Source organism: Dysgonomonas gadei ATCC BAA-286, from assembly GCF_000213555.1.
In the GTDB taxonomy this organism is placed as follows: domain Bacteria; phylum Bacteroidota; class Bacteroidia; order Bacteroidales; family Dysgonomonadaceae; genus Dysgonomonas; species Dysgonomonas gadei.
On the sequence record NZ_GL891980.1, the window covers coordinates 566,543 to 592,219 of the forward strand.

Consider the following 25,677-nt stretch of genomic DNA (forward strand, 5'->3'; position numbering starts at 1 on the left):
CCAATTGATAGTTGTTGACAAGCAATCTTGCCTTGAAAGTCGGTGGTACTAACCATGCCACCGAAACACACAACTATCAACAGGTTTAGAGGTTAATCCGTTTCTTCGTCAGATTATATAAGTTGTGTTACTACAAAACAGCAATTATCGTGATGAAAAAAATCATTTTAATTTCAATTATTGCCCTTTCACTCCTTTTTGTGGAGAATACTGTTGCCCAGACTGTGCAGCAAATAGCCTTTGTAAATTCAAATGAACTTCTGGAAGCAATACCCGATAAGGTAACTGCCACAAATACAATCAATGATTTGAATAAAAAGTACAAAGACGAACTGCAAGTGATGCAGAATGATTATAATAAAAAATATTCCGATTTTATTTCATATCAGAACTCGATGGCGGACAATGTACGTCTTCGCCGTATGCAGGAGTTGTATGAGCTGGAACGCCAGATAAACAACTTTATGAAAGTAGCACAAGACGATATCCAGAATCAGGAACAGATCCTGATCGCACCTTTACGCAAGAAAGTAAAAGATGCCATATATCAGGTAGGAATAGAGCAAGGCTTCGTCTGCATTTATGACCTGGCTAATCCGGCCATAGCATTTGTTACACCGGATGCTACAAATGCAACGGATCTTGTAAAGCAAAAGCTGGGTGTAAGGTAAAAATAATAGGATACAAAATAACGATAGTAAAATGCTTCTGTAAAAAGAAGCATTTTTTTTTGTATCTGGTAGTCGTATGAGTGACAATATAGGTTTTCAAAGTATCGGGAGCACAGAATTAATCTTTTCTAAAAAGTTTATCTATAGAATAAGAGCCGGTAGCCTTTAGCTGTTAGCTGATAGCTCTTTGAAATATTGATTAAAGCAGTTACGAGTTTGCCTCGCCTTCGCTTCGGCGAATATTATTTCTTCGCCCTTCGGGCAGTTACCAGTTACAAGTTGGCTGGCGTTTTGTTTCACGCAAAGACGCAGAGACGCAAAGTTTTTATATCTTACCAGTTGTTGACTGATGACTGTTGACTGTAAAGTCTCTTGTGCGATAGCTTCGGCTAACGGCTAATAGCTATCAGCTAAAAGCTGAAAAAGCTGTTACCTTTGTTACCTTTTAACAAGTAGTAAGTTTTAAGTAGTAAGTTAAATGAGATACGGGTTGTTAACTGATGACTGATGACTGCTAACTGTTAACTGAAAAAAGTGTTACTTTTTTTTACTATCGGGGACAGTCTCTTCCTGATAACAGGATGATAATAAGTGGCGGGAAAAAGGATTCCTGATTATTCATTATCCATTCTTAATTATTTTCTATCTTTGAATCACTAAATCATTATATATGCTTAAAGTTGGACCTATCGGTGTGTTTGATTCAGGCTACGGGGGATTGACCATCCTTTCCGAAATACAGTCGTTAATGCCTGAGTACGACTATTGTTACCTCGGGGATAATTCGCGTGCTCCATACGGCTCGCGCTCTTTCGATGTTGTATATGAATTTACCAAGCAAGCTGTACTGAGCCTGTTCGATATGGGTTGCAATCTGGTAATACTGGCATGCAACACAGCATCAGCAAAGGCTCTGCGCACAATCCAACAGAAAGATTTACCTCACATAGATCCGGATAAAAGGGTATTGGGTGTTATCCGCCCCACGGCCGAGATTATAGGGCCTATAACCCAAAGCAGGCATGTTGGGATTTTAGGTACGACCGGAACCATACAATCCGAATCGTATTCTATAGAAATCAATAAACTTTTCCCGGATATTAAAGTCTCAGGCGAAGCATGCCCTATGTGGGTGCCTCTGGTCGAAAACAGAGAGTATGAAAATGAAGGAGCGGATTACTTCATCAAGAAGAATCTCTCAAATATCCTCTCTAAAGACCCGCAGATAGATACACTTATACTGGGATGTACCCATTACCCTATTCTTCTGAATAAAATAAAATCATTCCTGCCGGATGGTGTAACAGCCATAGCCCAAGGCGAATATATCGCCCGTAGTCTGCAAGATTATCTGCATCGCCACCCCGAAATGGACAAAGTATGTACCAAGGGCAGTGTAACAAAATATTATACAACAGAATCGCCCCAAAAATTCTCAGAAGCCGCGACAATATTCTTGAATAAAGACATTGAGGTAAACCGGATCACCCTGGAATAGAAAAATGATCTATTTTTAAGCATGCGTAAGATAATCCATATAGACATGGATGCCTTCTATGCTTCTATCGAGCAACGTGATAATAAAGAGTATAGGGGAAAACCTTTGGCTGTGGGATATTCAGGGCCGAGGGGAGTCGTTGCTGCGGCCAGTTATGAAGCCCGGAGGTATGGGGTGCGTTCGGCAATGGCTTCTAAAACGGCATTGAGAAAATGTCCTCAATTGATATTCGTTCCCGCCCGTTTCGATGTCTATAAGTCTGTATCCCGGCAGATAATGGAAATATTCCATGAATACACTGACCTCGTTGAACCCTTGTCTCTCGATGAAGCCTTTCTGGATGTGACCGAAAACAATAAGAATATTCCATCTGCAACACAGATAGCACAAGAGATCAAACAAAAAATATTAGAGGCCACCCGACTAACAGCTTCTGCCGGAGTATCATTCAATAAGTTTCTTGCCAAAATAGCCTCAGACCAGAATAAGCCGGACGGGTTATTTGTTGTCAAGCCTAAAAATGCAGAACAGTTTGTAGAAACATTAGCTATCGAACAATTTTTCGGAGTGGGTAAAGTCACTGCTAAACGGATGCATCAATTAGGTATAAAAAACGGATGGGATCTGAAACAACGTTCCGAAAATGAATTAATAGCCGTTTTCGGGAAAGCAGGACATATTTATTTCCAAAATGCACGGGCTATAGACGACCGCCCGGTAGAATCGCAACGGATAAGAAAATCAATGAGTTCAGAAACTACTTTTGAACATGATATCGATAATCTCGAAGAGTTGGCCTTAATTCTGGATGAAGTTGCCCGGGATGCATTTCACGACATTGAAAGAAAGAAATTCAAAGCACGGACAGTAACTTTAAAAATAAAGTATGCCGACTTTAAAACGATCACCAGAAGTAAGACTTTTCCAGCGTCAGTGGCAGACTATGAATCCTTCTACAAAGCCGGCTTCGAGCTCCTTCAAAATATAGATTTATCACCTAAAGTGAGGTTAATCGGACTTGGTTTGAAAAACAATGAAGATGAAATGGGATGGGGCGAAGCGATCCAGTTACGCATCAATTTTGAAGACTAAAGTTAAACTACATCGCCAAAACAAAATATTCTCCCGAAAATCCTTTCACATATTGGGATAAGTCCTTATTTTTGCGGTAATGAAACTAAAAAAGAAAGGGCCTCATAGCAACAGGACTAAACATCTTCTTTTTTCGCTCAATGAAGAAGAATATGCACTTATCTCCTCTTATATAAAAAAATATAAGATTGCTAATCGTTCCCGCTGGTGCAGGGAAACTCTCATCGCCCATGTCCTGAAAAATCTCGATCAGGATTACCCTACGCTTTTCGGTGAAAATGAGATGCGCCGATGACTGAGATTCTCACCGACGAACATTATATGAGGCAAGCCCTGAACGAGGCGCAGATTGCTTTCGAAAAGAAGGAAGTGCCCATCGGAGCTGTTATTGTATGCCAAAACAGAATTATTGCACGAGCCCACAACCTGACAGAAACTCTCAATGACGTCACCGCACATGCCGAAATGCAGGCGATTACTGCCGCAGCAAATTTCCTTGGAGGAAAATACCTGACAAATTGTACGCTGTATGTCACATTAGAACCTTGTCCAATGTGTGCCGGGGGACTTCTCTGGTCACAAATACCTAAAGTAGTTTTTGGAGCCAAAGACGAAAAAAAAGGATACTCCCTTTTCTCTCCAAATATACTGCATAACAAAACATCTATAATATCCGGCATTCTGGAGGAAGAATGCGCTTTTCTGTTAAAAGAATTCTTCAGGCAAAAAAGATAATCCCGCATTTTCATACAGCAAAAGAAAATTCTTAACATTTATTTTGACTTCTCCATGCAACATGGCATACAAATTGCGCATCTAATATATGTGAGCAATTTTATTAGAATTAATCAACCAATTTTATTAAACAAAAAAATGAGAAAGTATATGAAACTATTTTCAGCACTGATTCTATCTTCTGTCTTAGCATTAGGATTCTCTTCATGTCTTGATGACGATGGATATTCTCTTGGTAATTACTGGGAGGACATAGTGACAGTAAAAAAGATAGATGACAATACTTATTCCTTCGTACGGGATAATGGTGACAAACTCTGGGTGGCCGCTCCTGTAGGTCTTAACTTGAAACCTAAGTACGACAGAGCGATAATAAACTATACTATCCTCTCCGATGAGAAAGATGGTTATGACCATTACATCAGACTGAACGATTATTATGATGTACTGACCAAAGGCGTTATTTATATAGCCCCCGACGATCAGGTAAAACAAGACAGTATAGGGAATGATCCTATCAAAGTATATTCCGTTTGGGAAGGCGGCGGATATCTGAATATCAATTTCGGATACAATACCGGAGAAAACAAGCCGCATATGATCAACATGGTATCGGCGGAACCGGACTTATCAGTCGACAAAGATATCGTAAAATTAGAATTCAGACATAATATAAATGGTGACGAACCATCACGATATCCGGTTAAAGGTTATGCAAGTTTCGATCTTACACCTTACAAAGTCGCAGGACGTGACAAAGTTACGTTTGAGATAACATCCAAAGATTTTGGAGGAGAAACAAAAACATTTAATATAGAATACAAATACACAGTGGACGAACCACTGGACGAATAAGCAAATACATACTAACCTGAATATTTATTATAATATTCTTTTTGATTTCCTTTCTAAAAAGAGAGCTCGTGAGAGTTCTCTTTTTAATTTGAATACACTCATACTCAAAAAGATTTCTATTTCCCGGCCCAAACAGACCTTATAGAAGCTTTATTAGACAAATTCTAAATAGTTAATAACTTTTTCTTCCTCATACTGCCTGATATTCTATTAAAAAGATGTATTTTTGTTCATATCAGATTTTTCGATAAATGGATAATTCAAAAGTAAAGGAACAAGTCAAAAGCGAGTTCACGGACTATCTCGGTCTGCATAAACATCGTAAAACCCCGGAAAGATATGCCATACTTGAGCATATCTATTCTACGAAAGGACATTTTGACATGGATTCTTTGTATAATGCCATGAAGCAATCCAGCTTCAGAGTCAGCCGTGCTACATTATATAACACTATCGAATTGCTGTTGGACTGCGGTCTGGTCGTAAAACATCAGTTTGGAGCTAATGTATCTCAGTACGAACGGGCCTATGGCAATGAGAATCATGACCATCTGATTTGCCTGAATTGCGGGGAAGTAAAAGAACATAAAAACGGAAATCTCTTTACTCCCACTCAGCAAAAAAAACTGCAACGATTCAAGATCAGCTATTATAGCATGTATATATATGGCATATGCAATAAATGTATGCGGGCAAAAAAAACAGAAGAAAAAAAGAATAAACTAACAGAAAATAAAAATACACGTATTAAAAAGAAATGAAAGTAGATGTATTGCTAGGTTTGCAATGGGGCGACGAAGGAAAAGGTAAGATAGTGGATGTACTCACACCCGACTATGAAATTGTAGCCCGGTTTCAGGGTGGGCCAAATGCAGGGCACACACTGGAATTCGAAGGAAAGAAATATGTCCTTCGTTCTGTACCTTCAGGTATTTTCCAGGGAAACAAAATCAATATCATAGGAAATGGTGTTGTACTTGATCCGGCCTTGTTCAAAGGAGAAATTGAATCACTGGAATCATCCGGCCATGATTTAACAAAACGCCTTCTTATCTCCAAGAAAGCACACCTTATATTACCGACCCACCGATTACTGGATGCCTGCTATGAGGCAGCCAAGGGAGATTCCAAAATAGGTACTACCGGCAAAGGCATCGGACCTACATATACGGATAAAATCAGTCGAAATGGCCTGCGTGTAGGCGATATACTCCACAATTTTGAAGAAAAATATAACGCTGCGAAATCTAAACACTTGAGAATATTACAGCAATACGGACACGATATCAGCGCACTGGCTGAGATAGAAAAAGATTGGTTTGCCGGTGTAGCTAAATTAAAAGAATTTACGTTCATTGACAGTGAACATTATATCAACAACGCAGTAAAACAAGGAAAGAAAATACTGGCCGAAGGTGCACAAGGCACAATGCTCGATATAGATTTCGGGTCATACCCTTTTGTTACATCGTCCAATACCATATCAGCAGGAGCATGTACCGGGCTGGGCATAGCACCGCAGTCGGTAGGTGAAGTGTACGGTATATTCAAGGCATATTGTACCCGTGTGGGCAGTGGCCCGTTCCCAACCGAATTATTCGATGCAACAGGAGATAAACTCCGTGAATTCGGATTTGAGTTCGGTTCTGTAACAGGACGTCCACGCCGTTGCGGATGGATAGACCTGGTAGCTTTGCGCTATGCCATTATGATAGATGGTGTTACCCAACTGATAATGATGAAAAGTGATGTTCTGGACACATTCGAGACTATCAGAGCATGTATCGGCTACGAAATAAACGGAAAGAAAGTTACGGATTTCCCTTTTGAAGTAGACGAGAGAATCAAGCCGATCTATGTGGATATGAAAGGATGGCAAACAGATATGACTAAAATGCAAAAGGAAGATGAATTTCCGGCCGAGTTCAAGCATTATATCTCATTTTTGGAAAAAGAATTGCAGGTTCCAATCAAGATAGTTTCGTTAGGACCTGACAGGGAACAGACTATAATAAGGTAATTAAACCCTTTTTAAGAATATAGAATGTGCCAACAAACATTATTGGCACATTTTTTGTTTCATATATCATAAAAAGAATATTCACAAAAAGATATAAATATGTATATAGGTTGGATTATATTGATACTGGTTGGGGTCGCAAGTTTTGCTGTTTCGCAAATGCTGAAAAGTAAATTTAATAAATATTCTAAAATCCCTTTGACCAACGGGATGACCGGACGGGACGTAGCTGAAAAGATGCTTCACGACAACGGCATATATGATGTAAAAGTCGTTTCCACTCAAGGAATGCTTACCGACCACTATAACCCTGCCAATAAGACTGTAAACCTGAGTGAAGGGGTTTATGCCAGCAATAGTGTAGCTGCCGCCGCGGTAGCCGCTCACGAATGCGGGCACGCTGTACAGCATGCACATGCCTATGGTCCGTTGAAAATGCGCTCGGCTCTTGTACCTGTTGTCAGTTTCGCTTCATCATGGGTGACATGGATTATTCTAGCCGGAATCATTTTCATACAGACATTCCCTACTCTTATCTGGATAGGCATTGGTCTTTTTGCCCTGACTACCATATTCAGTTTTGTTACATTACCTGTAGAGATCAATGCCAGTCAGAGAGCTTTAGCATGGCTCAATACTGCCGGCGTAACTAATATGAATAACCATGACATGGCTAAAGATGCTTTGAAATGGGCTGCTTATACATATGTTGTTGCCGCAATAGGTTCTTTGGCTACATTACTTTATTATATTATGATAGCCCTTGGAGGCAGACGTAATTAACTGAAGGAAACAGTATATAAATTACAAAAGAGTGGTCTTTTCCGGCTACTCTTTTTTTATCATAAATATTCCGTAATAAACAGGATTATATATCTTTGTACATTTCAAAACTATTCTATAAAGTCTGAATGAAACCGATCATGTTCATAATAATCTTCATCATATACCTCTTAGCAAATTTCTATGTCTTCCATCATATCTGGATAGCTATGCCTCCGAATACCATCGGACGGGTAACTCTCGTTTCGTTTGCTGTCGTAGCCGTTTCATCCTTTTTTATATCTTTTCTTGCCGGGGATGTATTGCCTGTATGGATGACATCTTTTTTATACAAAGTAGGCACCGCCTGGTTTTTCATCCTCCTGTATTTTCTTATCGTAATGCTGGTAAAAGATTTATTCGGGCTTACCAATCAGCTATTTCATTTTATGCCGAGCGATGCGATTACCCGCTATACAAAAGAAAATTGGGTAGGGCTGGGCTTTATGGTAGGTTTTATTACCCTACTGATGATTTGCGGATACCTGAAATATCAATGGAAAGTCCGTGTAGAACTGCCTGTACAGATATATAAAACCCTGGGAGATTCTACATCTGTTAAACCCTTGCGGATAGTAGCCATTAGTGACTTGCACCTGGGTTATGGCATAGGAAAAAAGGAATTTGAGGGATGGGTAAATACAATAAATGCTGAAAATCCGGATATTGTTCTCATTGCCGGAGATATTATAGATAATAGTGTACGCCCTCTGAACGAAGGCAACTTTGCCGAAAGCTTTCATAAAATAAAAGCTCCTATGGGGGTTTATGCCTGTCTGGGAAATCATGAATTTATCAGCGGTCTCAAAAACAGTCTCGACTTTTATGAGAAAGCAGGTATCCATCTCTTACGCGACACGGCCGAATTGGTTAACAACAGTTTTTACGTCATCGGGCGCGACGACAGGTCGAACGAATGGCGCAAACCATTGAACGTATTAGTAGACAGCCTCGACAAGTCAAAGCCCCTTATCCTGCTCGACCATCAGCCTTACCATCTCGAAGAAGCTGAAGCATACGGCATCGATTTGCAAATATCCGGGCATACACATCAGGGACAAGTCTGGCCTATCTCTGCTATTACGAATGCAATATACGAAAAAGACCACGGCTTTGTAAAAAAAGGGAATGCCAACATATATATAAGCTCGGGTATCGGTATCTGGGGCGGTAAATTCCGCATCGGAACACAATCGGAATATGTGGTCATCGATTTAAAAACAAAGGAATGAGAGTATTTTTTAATGCAATTATTGTTCAGATATTTCTCAGCGCCTATATCTATTGGCGTGGCTGGCAAGGATTGCCTGATAAGAAATACATCAAAATTCCTTATGCATCTATCTATATTGCTGAACTGGCAATTTATTTCATGGGATTCTTTACCTCCGGAACAGGTTTGTTGCCTTTCGATGCCCTTCATAGTTTTGCATGGGTAGGGACTACCTGGATGCTTTTCACTATATATATGACCATTTTACTGCTACTATACGACTTGGTAAAGTATATCAATCGTAAGAAAAAAATATTCGCAATAGACCTGAAAGCGAAAAAGCCCCGGCTGATTTACTTTTGTGCCTCTCTCCTATTGGTTTGCAGTGTGATGGGTTATGGCAACTATCGTTTCCACAATCCGGTCGTAACAGAAATGAACCTGCCTGTCGATAAACATTCACCAAATATAAAAGAGCTCCGCATCGTAGTTGCCACAGATATACATGCCGGATATCTCATCGATAAAAATATCGTATCCATGTATGTGGATAAGATTATGGAGCAGAAACCGGACATTATCCTGCTGGTAGGCGATATCATAGACTATGATGTGAAATCGCTGTACGAACAACGGATGGAGACCGAGTTTCTGCGGCTGAAAGCCCCATATGGCGTTTATGCTTCAACGGGGAACCATGAATATATCGACTTGGGTGAGGAAAAAGACGAAAAAATACTTTGGTTGAGTAAATACGCAGGACTTACAGTATTACGCGATACAACAATACTGATTGCCGATTCGTTCTATCTGGTGGGCCGCGAAGACGATAAGTGCACAACCAGAAAAGAATTACCCGAACTCATGCAGGGTGTAAACAAAGATTTGCCGATCATTGTTATGAACCACGAACCCCACCGTTTGTATGAAGAATCCGATGCCGGAGCGGATATAGCTGTATTCGGGCATACACATAACGGACAGTTCTTTCCGGTAAACACGATAATGTCCATATCTTCGGCGATATATAACACCGGGACTATACCTGAACACCTGAAATACAGGTCGATGTACGAAATACCATACGGATATAAGAAAAAAGACAATACACATATTTATGTATCATCAGGGCTAGGCCTTGCAGGGCCTCAGTTCCGTATAGGCACTATATCAGAGATTGTAGTTTTGAATGTGAAATTTGATAAATGATAACTATCTTTAGCCATGCTAAAATCGCTTTATATTAAAAATTATGCCCTGATTGACAGTCTCGAAATAGATTTCGAATCAGGCTTTTCTGTCATTACGGGAGAGACGGGTGCAGGAAAATCAATCATACTGGGAGCCTTATCGCTTATCCTCGGGCAGAGAGCCGATATAAAAGCCATCAAACAAGGCGAAAGCAAATGTATTATCGAAGGAGCTTTCGATGTATCGGCCTATGATCTTAAAGACTTTTGCGAGGAGAAAGGTATCGAATACGACCCGCACAGTTATATACTGCGCCGGGAAATACTCTCCACAGGAAAATCACGTGCTTTCATAAACGATTCACCTGTAGGGTTGAACGATCTGAAAGAGCTGGGTAGCCAACTGATAGATATACATTCACAGCATCAGAACCTGTTATTATCGGATAGCCGTTTTCAGATGCAGGTAGTGGACGCATTAGCAGGTAATAAAGCCTTATTGAAAGAATACCAGCAGGCTTTTCATCAATATAAGCAGACTGAAAAGGCTCTGGCAGAACTACGAGATACTATCAGAAAGAGTAAAGAGGAAGAAGATTACCTCCGCTTCCAATATCAGGCACTACACGAAGCTGCCCTCACACAAGGAGAACAGGAAGAACTGGAAGCCGAACAGGAGACCCTAAACCATGCCGAGGATATAAAATCGGCGTTGTACAAGATACATACATTGCTGTCGGAAGACGAAAGAGGCATTGTTGCAGCTTTGAAAGAAAGCCTGAATACATCACACCCGCTGGCTAAAGTATATCCGAAAGCGGACGAAATTTGCCAACGTTTGGAGACTTCTTATTTAGACCTCAAAGATCTGTCTTCCGAGTTGGAACGGTCGGCTAACGATGTAGAATTCAATCCTGAACGACTGGCTTACATCGAATCGCGGCTCGATTTGATTTATTCATTGCAAAAGAAACATCATGTATCTTTAGTTTCGGGCTTACTGGAATTATATGAAGAACTGGCGCAGAAACTGGAAAAAATAGAATCATCGGACCAGCAGGTTGAAACTTTGGAGAAAGAAGTTTCTGAAAAATATGATAAAATGCTCACCCTCGCCAAAAAGTTGAGCGACCATCGTAAGGCAATCACACCAGAACTGGAAAAAGGATTGGTAGAAAAGGTCGCGAATCTGGGCATGCCGAATATCAGGTTCAAATGCGAGATTACTGCCGAAGAACATCCTAACATATACGGAACAGACAGAATACTATTTCTGTTCTCAGCAAATAAAAATGCGCCACTACAACCGGTTGCCGATGTAGCTTCGGGTGGTGAAATATCACGCCTGATGCTTTGCCTCAAGTCGATGATTGCAGGTGCAACAGCCCTGCCGACTATCATATTCGATGAGATAGACACAGGCGTATCAGGCGAAATAGCCGATAAAATGGGACAGATCATGCTCGACTTTGGAAGAAAGATGCAAGTGATTGCGATCAGCCATTTGCCGCAGATAGCAGCCAAAGGTAAGACGCATTATAAGGTATATAAATCGGATAATGAACTATCTACCACGACCCATCTCGACAGGTTGGATAATGCAGAAAGGCTGGAAGAAATAGCGCGGATGTTGAGTGGTTCCACTGTTACGGATGCGGCAATACAAAATGCTAAGGTAATGTTGGGGTTTTAGCCCTCTAAATCCCCCAAGGGGAACTTACAGAGAGAGTAAAAGATAAGCGAAAACAGTGTTACTTTTGTTACCTTTTAACAAGTAGTAAGTTAAAAGTTAAATGAGATACAAGTAAACAAGATACGAGATAAAATTTCTTAACTGATGACTGTTCCCTGAGGAGATGCTTCGCTCTGCTCAGCAAGACAAGATAATTATTAATTTTTCATTCTTAATTAGTTTCTATATGGAAATTCCTTTTCTCAACCTAAAACGGGAAAACGAGCGCTACGCATCCGGAATACGAGAAGCTGTATCGCGTGTGATAGACTCAGGATGGTATATCCTGGGAGAGGAAAAATCCATTTTTGAAAAAGAGTTTGCCTCCTATTGCAAAGTAAAGCACTGTATAGGTGTAGGCAATGGACTTGATGCTATCCGCCTGATACTAATGGCTTATATGGAGCAAGGCGTAATGCAGGAAGGGGACGAAGTAATTATCCCCGCCAACACATTCATTGCAACGGCTTTGGCTATATCTCAGTGTGGACTCATACCGGTTTTTGCCGACTACGACATCGCGACTTACAATATTGCTCCCGAATCTGTAATAGAAAAGATTACATCCAGAACAAAGGCAATTATAGCAGTCCATCTATACGGGCAAATTGCAGCGATGGCTGAATTGAAACAAATCGCAATACAGCACAACCTGAAACTGATAGAAGATGCTGCGCAGGCACACGGTGCGGTATACAATGGCAAAAAGGCAGGAAGCTTAGCAGATGCAGCAGCATTCAGTTTTTATCCGGTGAAGAACCTTGGCGCTTTGGGTGATGCAGGGGCTGTAACAACTGACGATGAAGAACTGGCCCGGATCGTCCGCAGCCTATCCAATTATGGCTCCGACAAAAAATATATGCATGAATATAAGGGACTAAATTCGCGCCTCGATGAGATACAGGCTGCAATATTATGCGTAAAGCTAAAATATCTGGATATAGATAACCAAAGGCGGAAAGAGATCGCAGCCTATTACTCTGCAAATATAAAGAATGTAAATATTATATTACCGAACAATAAAGATACCTTAAGCCACGTTTTTCATTTATATATAATCCGGACAAACGATCGCGAACGGCTTCAGCTATACTTATACAATAAAGGCATCCAGACTCAGATACATTATCCCATAGCAATACATCAACAGCCTGCGTATTCCGGACAGGCAGGTTTAAATCTGCCTGTAGCAGAACAACTGCAAAATGAAGTATTAAGCCTGCCGCTATATGCATCATTGACGAATGACGAACTGCACCGGATAGTAGAGGCTCTGAACAATTATTAAAGGGGATGAAAGAGATATTCGTTTTTTTTTCAAAAAACCTGTTCCAAGATTTTTTCTCCTCTGATTTAGTGCAAGAAATCACTAAATATCTTGATTTTTAACAAGGGTTCCCTATGGGGAACAAGAAACTATTTAAAAAAGATAAAAAAATGAATATTTTCCTTTTGTAAAAACACTTGCACATATATATTTGTTATATATTTGTATAATAATTATAAGTAAATAGTGATATCGAAAATAAATTTCTAAGTTGATTAAAAACACAAAATTTCTGGCAACGTAATGACATTAACACCCCTAACTTCCATTTCACCGATAGATGGACGTTATCGTAATAAAACAGAAGAACTAGCTAATTATTTTTCAGAATATGCATTGATTAAATATCGTGTATTAGTAGAGATAGAGTATTTTATCGCACTATGTGAATTACCTCTCCCTCAACTGGAAAATATAGATAAGGCTGTTTTTGGAAAACTGAAAGATATCGTAACCGGTTTTTCAGAAAGTGATGCGACACGCATCAAGGATACTGAGAAAATTACCAACCATGATGTAAAAGCTGTCGAATATTTCATCAAAGAAGAATTTGATAAATTAGGTTTACAGCAATACAAAGAATTTATACACTTTGGCCTTACATCACAGGATATAAACAATACCTCTATCCCGCTTTCGATAAAAGATGCATTGAATGATGTTTATTATCCGATGCTTGAGGGTCTTATCGCCAAATTAAAAAATCAGGCGAACGAATGGGCTGATATAGCCATGCTGGCAAAAACTCATGGACAGCCGGCCTCTCCTACCCGTTTGGGAAAAGAGATAATGGTATTTGCGAGTAGGCTCGAAGGCCAACTACAACTACTAAAAAGTATTCCTTTATCTGCTAAATTCGGTGGAGCAACAGGAAATTACAACGCACATAATGTAGCTTACCCGTCATACGACTGGAAAGCATTCGGAAATAAATTCGTATCAGAAAAACTGGGACTTGTCAGAGAAGAATGGACAACACAAATATCCAACTATGACAATCTGGCCGCAGTCTTCGATGCTCTGAAACGAATCGACACTATCATGATCGACTTGAACAGGGATTTCTGGCAATATATCTCGATGGAATATTTCAAACAAAAAATTAAAGAAGGTGAAATAGGTTCATCGGCTATGCCGCATAAGGTAAACCCGATAGATTTTGAAAATGCGGAAGGAAATCTGGGAATTGCAAATGCTATATTAGAGCATTTGTCTTCTAAGCTACCCGTATCCCGCCTGCAACGCGACCTGACTGATTCTACAGTCTTGCGCAATGTAGGTGTGCCTATAGGACATATTGTAATAGCTATACAGAGTACACAAAAAGGTTTGGATAAATTGTTATTAAATAAAGATGCCTTATATAACGATTTGGAAAACTGTTGGGCTGTTGTCGCTGAAGGAATTCAAACAATATTACGCCGGGAGGGATACCCAAAACCCTACGAAGCACTGAAGGCTCTTACCAGAACCAACAATACAATTACGGCAGAATCTATCGCCGAATTTATTGAGGGACTGAATATAAGTGAAACCGTGAAAAATGAACTGAGAAAAATTACACCGCATTCTTACACAGGTGTATAAAATGAACTTAACCGTGAGGTTATAAAAGAAGTATTTGTATATTATTTAAACAAAAAGGAAAAAATGGTGACAGACAATGGAAATGATAGAGAAAGCCGGGAGGGCTACTCATCATCAGAAAACAATGAAAACGGGTCAGAACCTGTAAAAAAGAAACGTGCGCGTGTAGGTGATCTTCGCAAACAAGCTTATGATGTGAATACTGACCGCGACTCCAGGGATCGGAATCCTTATAAAACCGGTGGCGACAGACAAGATCGCCAAGGTAGCTCTTATAACTCAGAAAGACCATCCAGGCCTTCTTATGATAGGAATGAAGGCGGAGAACGCCGTTCATACGGAAATAGTTCGTATGGAAATCAGAACCGCCAGTCCGGAGACAGAGGTGGATATTCCGACAACAGGGGTGGAGGCAACTATTCTGGAAACAGAGGTGGAGGTAACTATTCCGGTAACAGAAGCGGAGGAGGTGGCTACTCTAATAACAGAGGAGGTTATTCAGGCGGAGACAACCGTTCATCTTATGGTAACCGCGACAACAGAGGTGGAGGAGGCTACGACCGTCGTCCGGCCGGAAATCGCGACAACAGAGGTGGAGCCGGTGGTGGCTACAGCCCTTCTTTCGGTGGAGTAAAGAAATTGGTAAAGCCAGTTAAGTACAAGGAAAATATAGACCCGAATACTCCTCTACGACTAAATAAATATCTTGCTAATGCCGGAGTTTGTTCCCGTCGCGAAGCTGATGCTTATATTACATCAGGTGTAGTGAAGGTTAACGGTGAGGTTGTGGATCAACTGGGAGCTAAAGTTACCCGTGGTGACCTTGTAACATTCCAGGATAAGCCGGTACGTCTCGAAAGCAAAGTATATGTTCTTCTGAACAAACCGAAAAATTGTGTAACAACATCGGATGACCCTCAAAACCGTCTGACAGTTATGGACCTGGTAAAAAACGCTTGTCCGGAACGTATCTATCCGGTTGGTCGTCTGGACAGAAACACAACAGGTGTACTCTTGCTTACCAATGACGGAGACTTAGCCTCTAAACTGATGCATCCGAAATTTAAGAAGAAAAAAATCTATCAGGTAACACTCGACCGCGATGTGGCTATTGAAGACATGCAGGCTATTGCCGATGGAGTAGAACTTGATGATGGTGAAATACATGCCGATTCAATCGCATATCAGGCAGAAGATGTACTGAACGTCGTAGGTATTGAAATACACTCGGGCCGCAATCGTATTGTACGTCGTATATTCGAGAAGCTTGGTTATCAGGTAATGAAACTGGACCGTGTATATTTTGCGGGTCTTACCAAAAAGAATGTACTTCGTGGAAAATGGCGCTACCTGTCAGAAAAAGAAGTGAACATGCTTCGTATGGGAGCATTTGAATAAATTATAAATTATGAGTCATAAATTATGAATGGAATACACTATCAATGACTCCGTATCATAATTTGTGACTCGTAGCTAGTAACTTGTATAAAAATGGAGAGTATTCGCAGAACAAAGATTGTAGATTTGTTTAAAGACCCTCAGTTTGGGTCAGTAGTTGATGTAAAAGGTTGGGTACGTACCATCCGTGGTAATAAATATGTAAACTTTATCCACCTTAATGATGGATCGACAATCCATAATCTGCAGATTGTAGCTGATGTACAGAAGTTTGGAGATGACTTTTTCAAACCTGTAACGACCGGAGCTTGTATCCATGTCACAGGTACATTGGTAGAATCGCAAGGGAAAGGACAAAGCGCAGAAATACAAGCCGACACAATTGAAGTGTACGGAACCGCTGACCCTGAAACATATCCTTTGCAGAAAAAAGGACATTCTCTCGAGTTTTTACGTGAGATAGCATATCTGCGTCCACGCACAAACACATTTGGAGCAATATTCCGTATTCGTCACCATATGTCTTATGCTATACACAAGTATTTCAACGATAAGGGATTCTTCTATTTCCATACGCCAATTGTAACAGCTTCAGACGCTGAAGGCGCAGGCTCGATGTTTCAGGTAACCACATTAGATTTTAATAATGTTCCCCGCGCAGAAGGCGGACAAGTTGATTATACAGAAGATTTTTTTGGTCGCCAGACAAACCTGACTGTATCCGGACAGCTCGAAGGTGAACTTGGAGCGATGGCTCTGGGCGCTATTTATACATTTGGCCCTACATTCCGTGCCGAAAATTCGAATACACCCCGCCATTTGGCTGAGTTTTGGATGATAGAGCCCGAAGTTGCATTCTATGACATCCATGACAATATGGATTTAGCGGAAGACTTCCTGAAGTATCTGATTCGCTATGCGCTTGAGCATTGCAAGGATGATATTGCTTTCCTTAATGAAATGTTTGACAAAGAACTTATAGAACGTCTGAACTTTGTTATTGCTAATGATTTCGTCCGTCTCACTTATACAGAAGGTGTGCAAATACTGGAGAAGAGCGGACACAAATTTGAGTTCCCGGTATATTGGGGTGCAGACCTCCAATCGGAGCACGAACGCTATCTGGTAGAAAAGCATTTCAAACGCCCTGTCATACTGACTGATTATCCGAAGGAAATTAAATCATTCTACATGAAGCAGAATGAAGACGGTAAGACTGTGCGCGGTATGGATGTACTATTCCCTAAGATTGGTGAAATCATCGGAGGATCGGAACGTGAAGCTGATTATGACAAGCTGGTAAACCGGACTAAGGAACTGAATATGAATACAGACCCAATTTGGTGGTATATGGAAACCCGTAAATTCGGAACAGCTCCTCATGCAGGATTCGGTTTAGGATTTGAACGCCTAATCCTGTTTATTACAGGTATGGCTAATATTCGTGATGTGATTCCTTTTCCACGGACACCAAATAATGCTGAGTTCTGATAATATTCAGAACATGAAATAATGAAGAGCCGCAAGATTAATCTTGCGGCTCTTCTGTTATAAAGATTCATATTTATTATCAATGTTGTCTAATGGGGAATGAATGCTGTCTCGTTAAAACTTGAAGCTCAATCCTCCCAAAACATTAAATCCTTGCAGTGCATAACCATACTGCAATTCATATTTCTGGAACAAAAGATTATTTACTCTTGCATTTACAGACAACCAATCTGTCACCTGATACTCACCCCTGAAATTAAGTTCGTTGATATCCTTCATTTTTATGACTTCCTGTACCGGTATCATATAGTTGCTATATACTGTTTTGCGGCCACCGGCATATACATAGTTCAAAGAGAATGTCAGCTTATCAATCGGTTTAATGTCAGCATTCAGTTCAGCTGTAAATGTCGGACGTCCCCATGCTTTCTTTTCCGAATATAAGTCCTTATCTATCAATGTCACATTTCCGTTTGCATACTTGACATCGTAAAAATAAGCGGTAATTTTAGCGGATAAATCGGTATAAGGAATGAGTTTTGTCTTCAGCAATCCACCCACATGCCCTGTACCTATATTGGCATATAAAGGCGTTCCTACATTGCCCCACGTGAGTGCATCAGGAAAATAAGTACTAGATAATGGATTATATAATGATTGAGCCAAATACAGATGGTCTTTATCCGTCTTTTTATATCCCGCAAATATATCGAATTCGAAACCACTGACAACTCCCGATCTAAAGCCTAGACGGGCATCGAATAAAGTCTTCGAATATTCTACTCGTGCAATAGGATTTACATACCTGTTTTCTTGCAAAACATCGAGATAGGTATTATTATTTACTCCTCCGGTTACCTCTCCGTAGAATGTGTTCACATCATTAATATGGATAGCCGCCTTTACATTCGGGCTCACCAATACCTTAGTCTTGGTATCGAACATTCCGCTGACATTTACACCCAGGTCAGCATCCCAGTTACCTCCCTGAAACTTAATATATGGAGTAGCCGTAATGTTGGTAAAACTATGGAAAGCATCCTTATCGAAGGTTTCGTTCTTGCTACTGAACGACTGGTTCATAATAAAACCTTTTACTCCGATACTCCTGTCTGAACCTAATTCTGTATAGAAGTCCGCATCCAAATCTAACTGACCACCCTTAGGGCCGTCTTGGTTCGTATAAATACCATACTTACTTTTAAAATTCTGATAACGGACACCTCCTTTATACTTCAATATCCCCTCATTCTTATCACTGGATTTTAGCCCCGCTCCTATACTAAATACATCTACATTCTGGCGTGAATCCATATCTATCGGATATGCTGCAGGAGATAAAGCTGCAGATTCACTTATAAACGGGTTACCATAATAATTATATGAAGTATTATAAAACGATGCATCGAACCACAATACCGAAGGATCAAACATATGCTGATATTTCAGGTTTACTTTACTTGCCGAATATTTCGCTTTCGCCTCATCCATCGTATACGGATCGGCATTTATATAGTCTACATTGGCACTGGTAGAGCTATGGGTTGCGGATATATCTAAACGGTCTCTATCTCCATTCACAAGCCTGTATCCGAATGCCCCTTCCAGATTCGAATTATTCCCGGCTCCCAGTACCAGATAACCGCGCTTCTTACTATAATCCACTCCAGTGTTTATATCACTCGGAGCCGCACTTCCCAATTTATTATTAGTAAGTGTTATTTGTGGCACAGTACTTACAAATTTCAGTTCTTTTGCTTTTATTACCGGAGAATAAATGGAAGGTTGTGTATTTACCTTCGATGCATCCTGCAGTGTCGGATTATAATCGCGTTCGAGCAGTACCTGACGGATCAGGGTCGAATCTTTTTGGGCTGTTGCAGTCAGGCTTACAATACCTAATGCTATGACAAAAACAGATTTATATAATATTTTCATTGTTCTTCGTTTTTCAATTTTGTACATATTCTTATTATTTCAAAGCTGCCAGACGGGACGAAATCATCTCTTTCAGATCAGTCTCTGTACCTTTATAGTTTGCCTGTAAACTTTCCAGATACTGACGAGCCTGAAATTTATCTCCTTTAGCCGCATATACGTCCGACAATACTACAATAGCACGAGCCATCCAGTATTCGTGCGGAGTACCCTCTTTCATAAAAGACTGTATCTGCTTTTCTGCTTTATCATACGACTTGGCCTGATAATATATATCAGCCAACAGGTATTGGGATTCTGCACCAAACGCACTGCGGGTATCTTTTGCGACTTCCTGTAGGTCTGCAATCGCTTTTTCGGACTGTCCCAGATTCTTCAATGACTGACCTCTGTAAAAGCGGGCTTCGTTAGCCACACTTCCTGATGCTTTATTCTGTAATAACTTATCGGCAGCAGCAACAACATCCTGATCTTTCTTCATCAAGTAAGCACAACGCAGCATACCCAGTTGGGCTACATCCTTATTTTCACTCTTCGAGGCTACCATGTTCAGGTGTTCGTATGCACCGTATGCCGCTTCATAATTTTTTCTGTCAAACTCGATCCCCGAAGCATATATCAATGCGTCATCAATGTATTTCGGATTATTACTGTTTATCACTTCCTTAAAGTTACCCAATGCTGAAGTAAAGTCTTTAGCTTCGAATGCCATACTACCTAAATAGAAGTGGGCATCACTCGCAAATACTCCATTAGGATACGTTTGCAGGTATCTGTTGAGTGCAGTCTTAGATTCGTCTTTACGACCTTTCATATATACATTTTCCGCGGCAAGATAAGTTAACGAGTCTTGACGGCTTGCTGATAAGACAGTACCTTTACCCTGAGAGTTTACATATGATGCGTAAGAACCGATATCATTTATATCTTTATATACTCCTTCCATACTTTGTATAGCAGTACGCGCCTCCTCCGAATTAGGATAGTTATTTACAACTTCCTTATATGCAGCTATCGACTTCTGAGGGTTGTTTGTATTGAAATACAATTGTCCCAATTGCACTCCTGCTTTTTGTGCCAGATTTGATTTAGAATATTCTTTCAGCAGCTTTTCAAGGACAGAGATGGCTTCCGGTTCCTTATTCAACATCACCAATGCACGGCTTTTCTCGAATAAGGCATTGTCATAATACTGAGAATTAGGATATTTTGTCATCATATTATTCAGAGCAGAAACTTTTCCGTTATAGTTTCGCTGCAAACCAAGTACAAATGCTTTCTGGAATTCAGAATAATCCGCATTTGCGGGATTTACATTTACTGCCTGCGAATAATAGCTTTCGGCATCAGAGAAGTTACGGTTATACAAGTAGCAATCTCCTATACGGTTCAATGCATCCGGATAGTTCGGCGACTGGCGATTGGTTTCCGCAGATATATATTTCTTGAAATTAGTCAATGCCTTACTGTAATTCTTTTGCTGAAAATCAGTATATGCCAGATTATACAAAGCGAGCGGATAGTTCTGTTGCTTGGTAGATGCCTGAGCGATATAAGAAGAATAATCACGGGCAGCAGCAGGATAGTTACCTTTACGATAAGCCAGATCGCCACGCCAGAAGTAAGCTTCGTTCCGTGCTTCGGCATTATAATTACCCATATTGATGGCAGCGTTCAGGTCACGCTCGGCAGCATCATATTGTCCGTCGATAGATTCCTGCACACCCAATTGGAAAAGGATCAATTGTTTTGCATCCAAAATTTGCCTGCCCGGAGTTTGTATGCTATTGATTGCGGAAAGCGCCGTGTTGTAGTTCTTTGTAGACAGCAACGTGCTTGCCAATGCTTCATTCACCTCATCTGTATATTTCGATGACGGATATTCCGTAAGAAAGCGTTGAGATGCCGTTATAGCCTGTCCGAAGGCCGAACCTCCTCCACGATTCATCAACATTACATAATTATATAAGGCTTCTTCACTTATTGTTTTATTAAACCGTGTACGTGCAGCAGCATCGAACGCCATTATAGCATTCGGCATATCATTTACTTTCAGGTACGATTGTCCCAAGAGCATATACCCTGCTTGTCCGAGTAAGTCATCCGTTGAAGCCACATCCCGTTTCAATGCATTTATTGCATTGCCATGAGCATTTGTCTGATAGTAGGCTTCTGCCAGTTGGTACATATCATCACGGAATGTAGTGGTTGTACTCTCCAGATATTTCTCATAACTGACTATCGAGTTCCGGGCATCTCCCTGACGGTAATAACTGTTTCCTAACAGACGGTATACCTCTGCTGTATTCGTACTACCCGGATAAGTCGCAATATAATCACGTCCTTCGGCAACGGTTTCGCTCAGATTACCTTGCAAATATGAAGTCTGCACTAAAAAGAAAGTAGCACTTTCTTTATATTCTCCCTTGTTTTTCAATTTACGGAAAATCGGGATAGCCTGCTCGTATTCTCCATCCTGAAAATTAGCGTATGCCAGATAATAGGAAGCAGGTTCGGCATATTTACTACTATTGCGGGTAAGTAATCCGAACAGGCGTTTTGCCTCATTCCTGTTTCCGGCCTGTAAGTTGGCATAGGCAGTTCTATAGCTATAGTCTTCCTGTTCTTTTACATCCAGGTAATCCATGTCCGCCTGCGAAAGCCAGTACAATGCTTTTTGCCATTCCTTTTCGGCAAAATGAGTAGATCCGATGAAAAAGCATATTTGATTGCGATGATATGTAGACGGGTATTTTTCAAGATAATCTTTCAATAGCGTTGCATCTCCGGCTTTTCCCTGATAGTACATGGAACTGACAATCATATACTCGGCCTCAGGCAGAAGTTTGGCATCTTGCGATTGCTTCACGAACTCCTCCAATGAATTAATACAACCTACATAATTATTATCCAGAAACATCTCCTTACCTTGCGTAAAGAGCCTGCCGGGCAACTCCGTATATACGGATTTCTGCGCATAAGCAAATTGCATACTTAATGCAAGACCTAAAGCTACTAGTAGTTTTTTCATATATTCATTTTTTGTATTTCCTTTATTACTTCTTTTACTGATAACAACCCAAACAATTCGGGGTTCAATTCCGATATCTTTATAAATTCGAGTTTAGCTACATCGTCCTCGGCTTTCAGATTTTCCGTATTCTTCACAAAGCATCTATATACAAGATCTAATGTTTGCACTTCGAAACCTGAATATACATATCTATTGGGTATGGAAAATAAATAGTCTACAGTTTTCACATCAAGGCCCGTTTCTTCCTTCACTTCACGGGCCACAGCCTCTTCGCCGGTTTCCTCCATATCCACAAAACCACCCGGCAGATCCAACGTGCCTTTAACCGGTTCATGCGCCCGTGTAGCGACGAGTAATTCTTTATCATCATTTATTATAATGGCAATAGTAGACGAACAAGAGTTGAAATAATAGATAAAACCGCAATCTTCGCATCGCTTCGACTTGAAGTTATTTTCTACAAAACGGATTGAACCGCATTTCGGGCAATATTTAAATTGTGAAAGGGGATGCATTGTTTTAATTAAGAATTAAGAATGAATAATTAAGAATTACACCATCACATTTTGTTAACTGACTTTTCATATTCTTCTGCAACCAAAGTAAGTTCATTGTACCAGTCTTCACCGAACCGCCGGATAAGAGGCTCTTTCAGAAACTGGTAGATCTTCAGACCTTCTTTATTCCCAAGCAGGACAGCAGCCTTACATACCCGCCAGCGATGATAATTCACCGCCGTAAAATCCCTGTATTTATCTAAACGGATAGGGTATAGATGGCAGGAGATGGGTTTGTAAAAGTCTACCCGTCCTTCGCGATGGGCTTTTTCTATGGCACATTTACAAATTCCTTTCTCGTCATAATAAGTAAACACACAGTCCTTCCCATTGACGATGGAAGTTACCATATCGCCATCAGTATCTTTATATGCTACACCTTGTTTTTTGATTACTTCCTGAGCTGCGGGAGACAAATCATTCCAAACCTGGGGCAACAGGTCTTCAATTATCTTTACTTCTTCATCTTCGAGGGGAGCACCAGAGTCTCCTTCCACGCAACATTCTCCCTTACATACCGATAAGTCGCATAAAAAATTCTCTTCTATTATATCCGATGCGACTATCGTATCATTTATTTGAAACATTTATCTTTTATTTTTTAGGTCACAGACCTATTTACTATTCCGTTAAGTTTATAAATAGCTAGTAAGTAGATTGAGACAACGCTTTAATCAACTTTGTTTCTACTTATGTATTTCGCTGTCGATATTATTTGATATTTGGGTATAAAGATACGTTTTTGTATCCAATTGCCATATATTCACACCTGTTAATAAAGCTTTATAGTTAAATCCATCTTCAATTAGTACGGTTTCACATAATACGTTTTCATTTTAAGAACGTGAAATTATAGATTCTATTTGCCATATGTCGGAAAATCTCTTATTTTTGCATCTGATTTGCAAATAGCAAATATGTTGGCGCAGTAGTTCAATGGATAGAATAGAAGTTTCCTAAACTTTAGATTCGGGTTCGATTCCCGGCTGTGCTACAAATAAAACCAAAAGATCGACTGATTATCAAACAGATATTCGGTCGATTTTATTTTAATAATAAAGAGAGATAAACATTTAATCCATCCTCTATTTTATTATTTAGTTTTTAGCTTCACGTATTGATAAGGCCTAACTTATATACAAAACCAAACCGAATTACCTTCAAGGACAGAGCAAACTCTATGAAATGAGTTTTTTCGCCATTCCATACAACCAAGTTAGGTGAAGCTATTGAGTAGAAGTAAATCTATTTTGATTCATTTTTGCCCGTCCATTTTCCGATATAGAAAATAATGAATCCGATCGCCGATATTACAGCTATTGCGCCAACAACATATAAAAGTATGGCTGAAACAACCTTTACGCCTATAATCAACAAAGTAAGAAACAACAATATCGATATAACACCAACCGATATAAAGAAATATTTTAATACATCCATGATATTTAATTATTCTATTAAGTTATTCTTTTTTTTCCGGGTTATTCTCGTCTTTATCTACATCTTCTCTAAAAGCATGAAGATGCTCCGACTCAGCTTTCTTCTTATCACTGCTCAGTCCGTCGATTTTCTTCATCGGTGCTCCTAACCTTTTATCCAAATAGGAGTCATTGTTTGAGTTTTCATCATGATTGGACATAATAGAGTTTTTTTAGGGTTAGCAATATATTCTATATAAAGTTAGAACAACACAAAAAATAAAATTGTTTTCACAAATGCTTTAGAGTAATTTTCAACTTATTCCAAAATAACATATCACGAGATATAAATTAATTCAATATCCATATCATTCGCAAATAAGGAGGAAATCAAAATCTCTTTCTTTTTCCTATATTTGCGCCACAATAAAACTATATATATTCCGATTTGTTATAGTATATAGTATAATTAAAAATGAAATTCATTATGAAAACTAAGTATTTTTTGCCTTTAGGCCTGTTATTACTCTTATTTATAACTAGCATCAATCCATCTTCTGCCCAAATAATCAGATATGGACTAAAAGGGGGAATCGATGTTGCAGATCATAAAGTAAACTCTAGCATACTGAACGTAAAAAACCGTGTCGGATTTCAAGTCGGCGGAACACTTGAACTAAACGTACCACTAACAGGTTTTGGCGTAGAAACAGGATTAGCCTACGGAAACAAAGGTTATAATGTAGAAAACAATGAAAAACAAGGAGATATATCAAACCTTAGTTATCTGACTGTGCCTATCAGTCTGAAGAAAAGATTCTCTATTTTCGGCATTGCCGGTATATATTTCTCAGCCGGTGTATACGGTAATCTGAAAGTAGGCGGCGGCGAACTGAAATTTGACAATCAGACATACGACCAAAAAGGATTCCAGACAGGGTTTATTGCAGGTGCAGGTGTTAGCTTATTAAGCCACCTCGATCTGGGAATGAACTACCGTTATAAGTTCACCGATACCTACGATCAGGAAGCTGCTAAAGATTTCAAAAAGGTAGATAGACAAACCTGGACAGTCAGTCTTGCATACTTATTCTAACGA

At 39.9% G+C, this 25,677-nt stretch carries 23 protein-coding genes and 1 tRNA gene; 18 read left to right on the forward strand and 6 right to left on the reverse strand.

Annotated features, from left to right (window positions below):
- Positions 1-152: 152 nt before the first annotated feature.
- The 16 genes from HMPREF9455_RS06350 (at position 153) to asnS (ending at position 17,631) form a co-directional block, all read left to right on the forward strand.
- Complete coding sequence (locus HMPREF9455_RS06350) at positions 153-671, forward strand: OmpH/Skp family outer membrane protein (RefSeq protein ID WP_006798800.1); 519 nt, start codon at positions 153-155, stop codon at positions 669-671.
- Between the two features lie 670 nt (positions 672-1,341).
- Positions 1,342-2,169 (forward strand): glutamate racemase, encoded by an 828-nt coding sequence (murI, locus tag HMPREF9455_RS06355; RefSeq protein WP_006798801.1) that lies wholly within the window; start codon positions 1,342-1,344, stop codon positions 2,167-2,169.
- 21 nt (positions 2,170-2,190) lie between these two features.
- Positions 2,191-3,261, forward strand: coding sequence for a DNA polymerase IV (gene dinB, locus HMPREF9455_RS06360; protein WP_044215503.1), 1,071 nt, complete (start codon positions 2,191-2,193; stop codon positions 3,259-3,261).
- 79 nt (positions 3,262-3,340) lie between these two features.
- Positions 3,341-3,556, forward strand: a complete 216-nt coding sequence (locus tag HMPREF9455_RS06365) for a hypothetical protein (RefSeq protein WP_044215505.1) — start codon at positions 3,341-3,343, stop codon at positions 3,554-3,556.
- Entirely contained in the window at positions 3,553-3,996 is a 444-nt protein-coding gene (locus tag HMPREF9455_RS06370) for a nucleoside deaminase (protein WP_006798803.1), read from the forward strand. The genes HMPREF9455_RS06365 and HMPREF9455_RS06370 overlap by 4 nt, the downstream gene beginning before the upstream one ends.
- 150 nt (positions 3,997-4,146) lie before the next feature.
- Complete coding sequence (locus HMPREF9455_RS06375; RefSeq protein WP_006798804.1) at positions 4,147-4,851, forward strand: NigD1/NigD2 family lipoprotein; 705 nt, start codon at positions 4,147-4,149, stop codon at positions 4,849-4,851.
- 251 nt (positions 4,852-5,102) lie between these two features.
- A complete protein-coding gene (locus tag HMPREF9455_RS06380; RefSeq protein ID WP_006798805.1) occupies positions 5,103-5,612 on the forward strand; it encodes a Fur family transcriptional regulator in 510 nt (169 codons plus the stop codon).
- Positions 5,609-6,871, forward strand: coding sequence for an adenylosuccinate synthase (locus HMPREF9455_RS06385; RefSeq protein ID WP_006798806.1), 1,263 nt, complete (start codon positions 5,609-5,611; stop codon positions 6,869-6,871). The genes HMPREF9455_RS06380 and HMPREF9455_RS06385 overlap by 4 nt, the downstream gene beginning before the upstream one ends.
- Before the next feature lie 99 nt (positions 6,872-6,970).
- Positions 6,971-7,654 (forward strand): zinc metallopeptidase, encoded by a 684-nt coding sequence (locus tag HMPREF9455_RS06390; RefSeq protein WP_006798807.1) that lies wholly within the window; start codon positions 6,971-6,973, stop codon positions 7,652-7,654.
- A gap of 128 nt (positions 7,655-7,782) precedes the next feature.
- The gene (locus tag HMPREF9455_RS06395; RefSeq protein WP_006798808.1) at positions 7,783-8,925 is read left to right on the forward strand and encodes a metallophosphoesterase; all 1,143 of its coding nucleotides are present in this window, start codon (positions 7,783-7,785) and stop codon (positions 8,923-8,925) included.
- Positions 8,922-10,115 carry a metallophosphoesterase gene (locus HMPREF9455_RS06400; protein ID WP_006798809.1) on the forward strand — a complete coding sequence of 398 codons (1,194 nt, stop codon included), beginning with the start codon at positions 8,922-8,924 and terminating at the stop codon, positions 10,113-10,115. Before HMPREF9455_RS06395 ends, HMPREF9455_RS06400 begins: the two co-directional genes overlap by 4 nt.
- A gap of 15 nt (positions 10,116-10,130) precedes the next feature.
- Positions 10,131-11,789: a DNA repair protein RecN gene (recN, locus tag HMPREF9455_RS06405; protein WP_006798810.1), complete on the forward strand. Its 1,659-nt coding sequence runs from the start codon at positions 10,131-10,133 to the stop codon at positions 11,787-11,789.
- Positions 11,790-12,015: 226 nt separating this feature from the next.
- Positions 12,016-13,116: a DegT/DnrJ/EryC1/StrS family aminotransferase gene (locus HMPREF9455_RS06410; protein ID WP_006798811.1), complete on the forward strand. Its 1,101-nt coding sequence runs from the start codon at positions 12,016-12,018 to the stop codon at positions 13,114-13,116.
- A 282-nt stretch (positions 13,117-13,398) separates the two neighbouring features.
- Positions 13,399-14,742: an adenylosuccinate lyase gene (gene purB, locus HMPREF9455_RS06415; protein WP_006798812.1), complete on the forward strand. Its 1,344-nt coding sequence runs from the start codon at positions 13,399-13,401 to the stop codon at positions 14,740-14,742.
- Positions 14,743-14,805: 63 nt separating this feature from the next.
- Positions 14,806-16,140 carry a pseudouridine synthase gene (locus HMPREF9455_RS06420; protein WP_006798813.1) on the forward strand — a complete coding sequence of 445 codons (1,335 nt, stop codon included), beginning with the start codon at positions 14,806-14,808 and terminating at the stop codon, positions 16,138-16,140.
- 93 nt (positions 16,141-16,233) lie between these two features.
- On the forward strand, positions 16,234-17,631 hold the full coding sequence (asnS, locus tag HMPREF9455_RS06425) for an asparagine--tRNA ligase (RefSeq protein WP_006798814.1): 1,398 nt from the start codon (positions 16,234-16,236) through the stop codon (positions 17,629-17,631).
- Positions 17,632-17,745: 114 nt separating this feature from the next.
- Here asnS and HMPREF9455_RS06430 read toward each other — a convergent pair whose 3' ends face one another.
- From HMPREF9455_RS06430 to HMPREF9455_RS06445, 4 genes are read right to left on the reverse strand one after another with little or no spacing between them, the layout of a single operon-like run.
- Complete coding sequence (locus HMPREF9455_RS06430; protein ID WP_006798815.1) at positions 17,746-19,569, reverse strand: TonB-dependent receptor; 1,824 nt, start codon at positions 19,567-19,569, stop codon at positions 17,746-17,748.
- Between the two features lie 34 nt (positions 19,570-19,603).
- A complete protein-coding gene (locus HMPREF9455_RS06435; RefSeq protein WP_006798816.1) occupies positions 19,604-22,600 on the reverse strand; it encodes a tetratricopeptide repeat protein in 2,997 nt (998 codons plus the stop codon).
- Positions 22,597-23,118, reverse strand: a complete 522-nt coding sequence (locus HMPREF9455_RS06440) for an NUDIX hydrolase (RefSeq protein ID WP_006798817.1) — start codon at positions 23,116-23,118, stop codon at positions 22,597-22,599. Before HMPREF9455_RS06440 ends, HMPREF9455_RS06435 begins: the two co-directional genes overlap by 4 nt.
- A gap of 44 nt (positions 23,119-23,162) precedes the next feature.
- Entirely contained in the window at positions 23,163-23,747 is a 585-nt protein-coding gene (locus HMPREF9455_RS06445; protein WP_006798818.1) for a DUF3109 family protein, read from the reverse strand.
- 335 nt (positions 23,748-24,082) lie between these two features.
- Between HMPREF9455_RS06445 and HMPREF9455_RS06450 the strand changes: the two genes are divergently transcribed.
- Positions 24,083-24,154 (forward strand) — tRNA-Arg (locus tag HMPREF9455_RS06450).
- A gap of 251 nt (positions 24,155-24,405) precedes the next feature.
- On the opposite strand, the gene HMPREF9455_RS06455 is transcribed toward HMPREF9455_RS06450, so the two are convergent.
- Positions 24,406-24,600, reverse strand: coding sequence for a hypothetical protein (locus HMPREF9455_RS06455; protein WP_006798819.1), 195 nt, complete (start codon positions 24,598-24,600; stop codon positions 24,406-24,408).
- 22 nt (positions 24,601-24,622) lie between these two features.
- Positions 24,623-24,799: a hypothetical protein gene (locus HMPREF9455_RS21505; protein ID WP_006798820.1), complete on the reverse strand. Its 177-nt coding sequence runs from the start codon at positions 24,797-24,799 to the stop codon at positions 24,623-24,625.
- 266 nt (positions 24,800-25,065) lie between these two features.
- On the opposite strand from HMPREF9455_RS21505, the gene HMPREF9455_RS06460 reads away from it, so the two are divergent.
- Positions 25,066-25,674 carry a porin family protein gene (locus tag HMPREF9455_RS06460; RefSeq protein WP_006798821.1) on the forward strand — a complete coding sequence of 203 codons (609 nt, stop codon included), beginning with the start codon at positions 25,066-25,068 and terminating at the stop codon, positions 25,672-25,674.
- Positions 25,675-25,677: the final 3 nt, after the last annotated feature.

Coding starts and splice junctions, on each gene's coding strand:
- HMPREF9455_RS06375 (WP_006798804.1), top strand. CDS start 4,147: ATGAAACTATTTTCAGCACTGATTCTATCTTCTGTCTTAGCATTAGGA.
- HMPREF9455_RS06435 (WP_006798816.1), bottom strand. CDS start 22,600: ATGAAAAAACTACTAGTAGCTTTAGGTCTTGCATTAAGTATGCAATTT.
- HMPREF9455_RS06440 (WP_006798817.1), bottom strand. CDS start 23,118: ATGCATCCCCTTTCACAATTTAAATATTGCCCGAAATGCGGTTCAATC.
- HMPREF9455_RS21505 (WP_006798820.1), bottom strand. CDS start 24,799: ATGTCCAATCATGATGAAAACTCAAACAATGACTCCTATTTGGATAAA.
- HMPREF9455_RS06460 (WP_006798821.1), top strand. CDS start 25,066: ATGAAAACTAAGTATTTTTTGCCTTTAGGCCTGTTATTACTCTTATTT.
- purB (WP_006798812.1), top strand. CDS start 13,399: ATGACATTAACACCCCTAACTTCCATTTCACCGATAGATGGACGTTAT.
- HMPREF9455_RS06390 (WP_006798807.1), top strand. CDS start 6,971: ATGTATATAGGTTGGATTATATTGATACTGGTTGGGGTCGCAAGTTTT.
- asnS (WP_006798814.1), top strand. CDS start 16,234: ATGGAGAGTATTCGCAGAACAAAGATTGTAGATTTGTTTAAAGACCCT.
- HMPREF9455_RS06430 (WP_006798815.1), bottom strand. CDS start 19,569: ATGAAAATATTATATAAATCTGTTTTTGTCATAGCATTAGGTATTGTA.
- HMPREF9455_RS06420 (WP_006798813.1), top strand. CDS start 14,806: ATGGTGACAGACAATGGAAATGATAGAGAAAGCCGGGAGGGCTACTCA.
- HMPREF9455_RS06365 (WP_044215505.1), top strand. CDS start 3,341: ATGAAACTAAAAAAGAAAGGGCCTCATAGCAACAGGACTAAACATCTT.
- HMPREF9455_RS06455 (WP_006798819.1), bottom strand. CDS start 24,600: ATGGATGTATTAAAATATTTCTTTATATCGGTTGGTGTTATATCGATA.
- HMPREF9455_RS06395 (WP_006798808.1), top strand. CDS start 7,783: ATGAAACCGATCATGTTCATAATAATCTTCATCATATACCTCTTAGCA.
- HMPREF9455_RS06445 (WP_006798818.1), bottom strand. CDS start 23,747: ATGTTTCAAATAAATGATACGATAGTCGCATCGGATATAATAGAAGAG.
- dinB (WP_044215503.1), top strand. CDS start 2,191: ATGCGTAAGATAATCCATATAGACATGGATGCCTTCTATGCTTCTATC.
- HMPREF9455_RS06350 (WP_006798800.1), top strand. CDS start 153: ATGAAAAAAATCATTTTAATTTCAATTATTGCCCTTTCACTCCTTTTT.
- HMPREF9455_RS06380 (WP_006798805.1), top strand. CDS start 5,103: ATGGATAATTCAAAAGTAAAGGAACAAGTCAAAAGCGAGTTCACGGAC.
- HMPREF9455_RS06400 (WP_006798809.1), top strand. CDS start 8,922: ATGAGAGTATTTTTTAATGCAATTATTGTTCAGATATTTCTCAGCGCC.
- recN (WP_006798810.1), top strand. CDS start 10,131: ATGCTAAAATCGCTTTATATTAAAAATTATGCCCTGATTGACAGTCTC.
- HMPREF9455_RS06370 (WP_006798803.1), top strand. CDS start 3,553: ATGACTGAGATTCTCACCGACGAACATTATATGAGGCAAGCCCTGAAC.
- HMPREF9455_RS06385 (WP_006798806.1), top strand. CDS start 5,609: ATGAAAGTAGATGTATTGCTAGGTTTGCAATGGGGCGACGAAGGAAAA.
- HMPREF9455_RS06410 (WP_006798811.1), top strand. CDS start 12,016: ATGGAAATTCCTTTTCTCAACCTAAAACGGGAAAACGAGCGCTACGCA.
- murI (WP_006798801.1), top strand. CDS start 1,342: ATGCTTAAAGTTGGACCTATCGGTGTGTTTGATTCAGGCTACGGGGGA.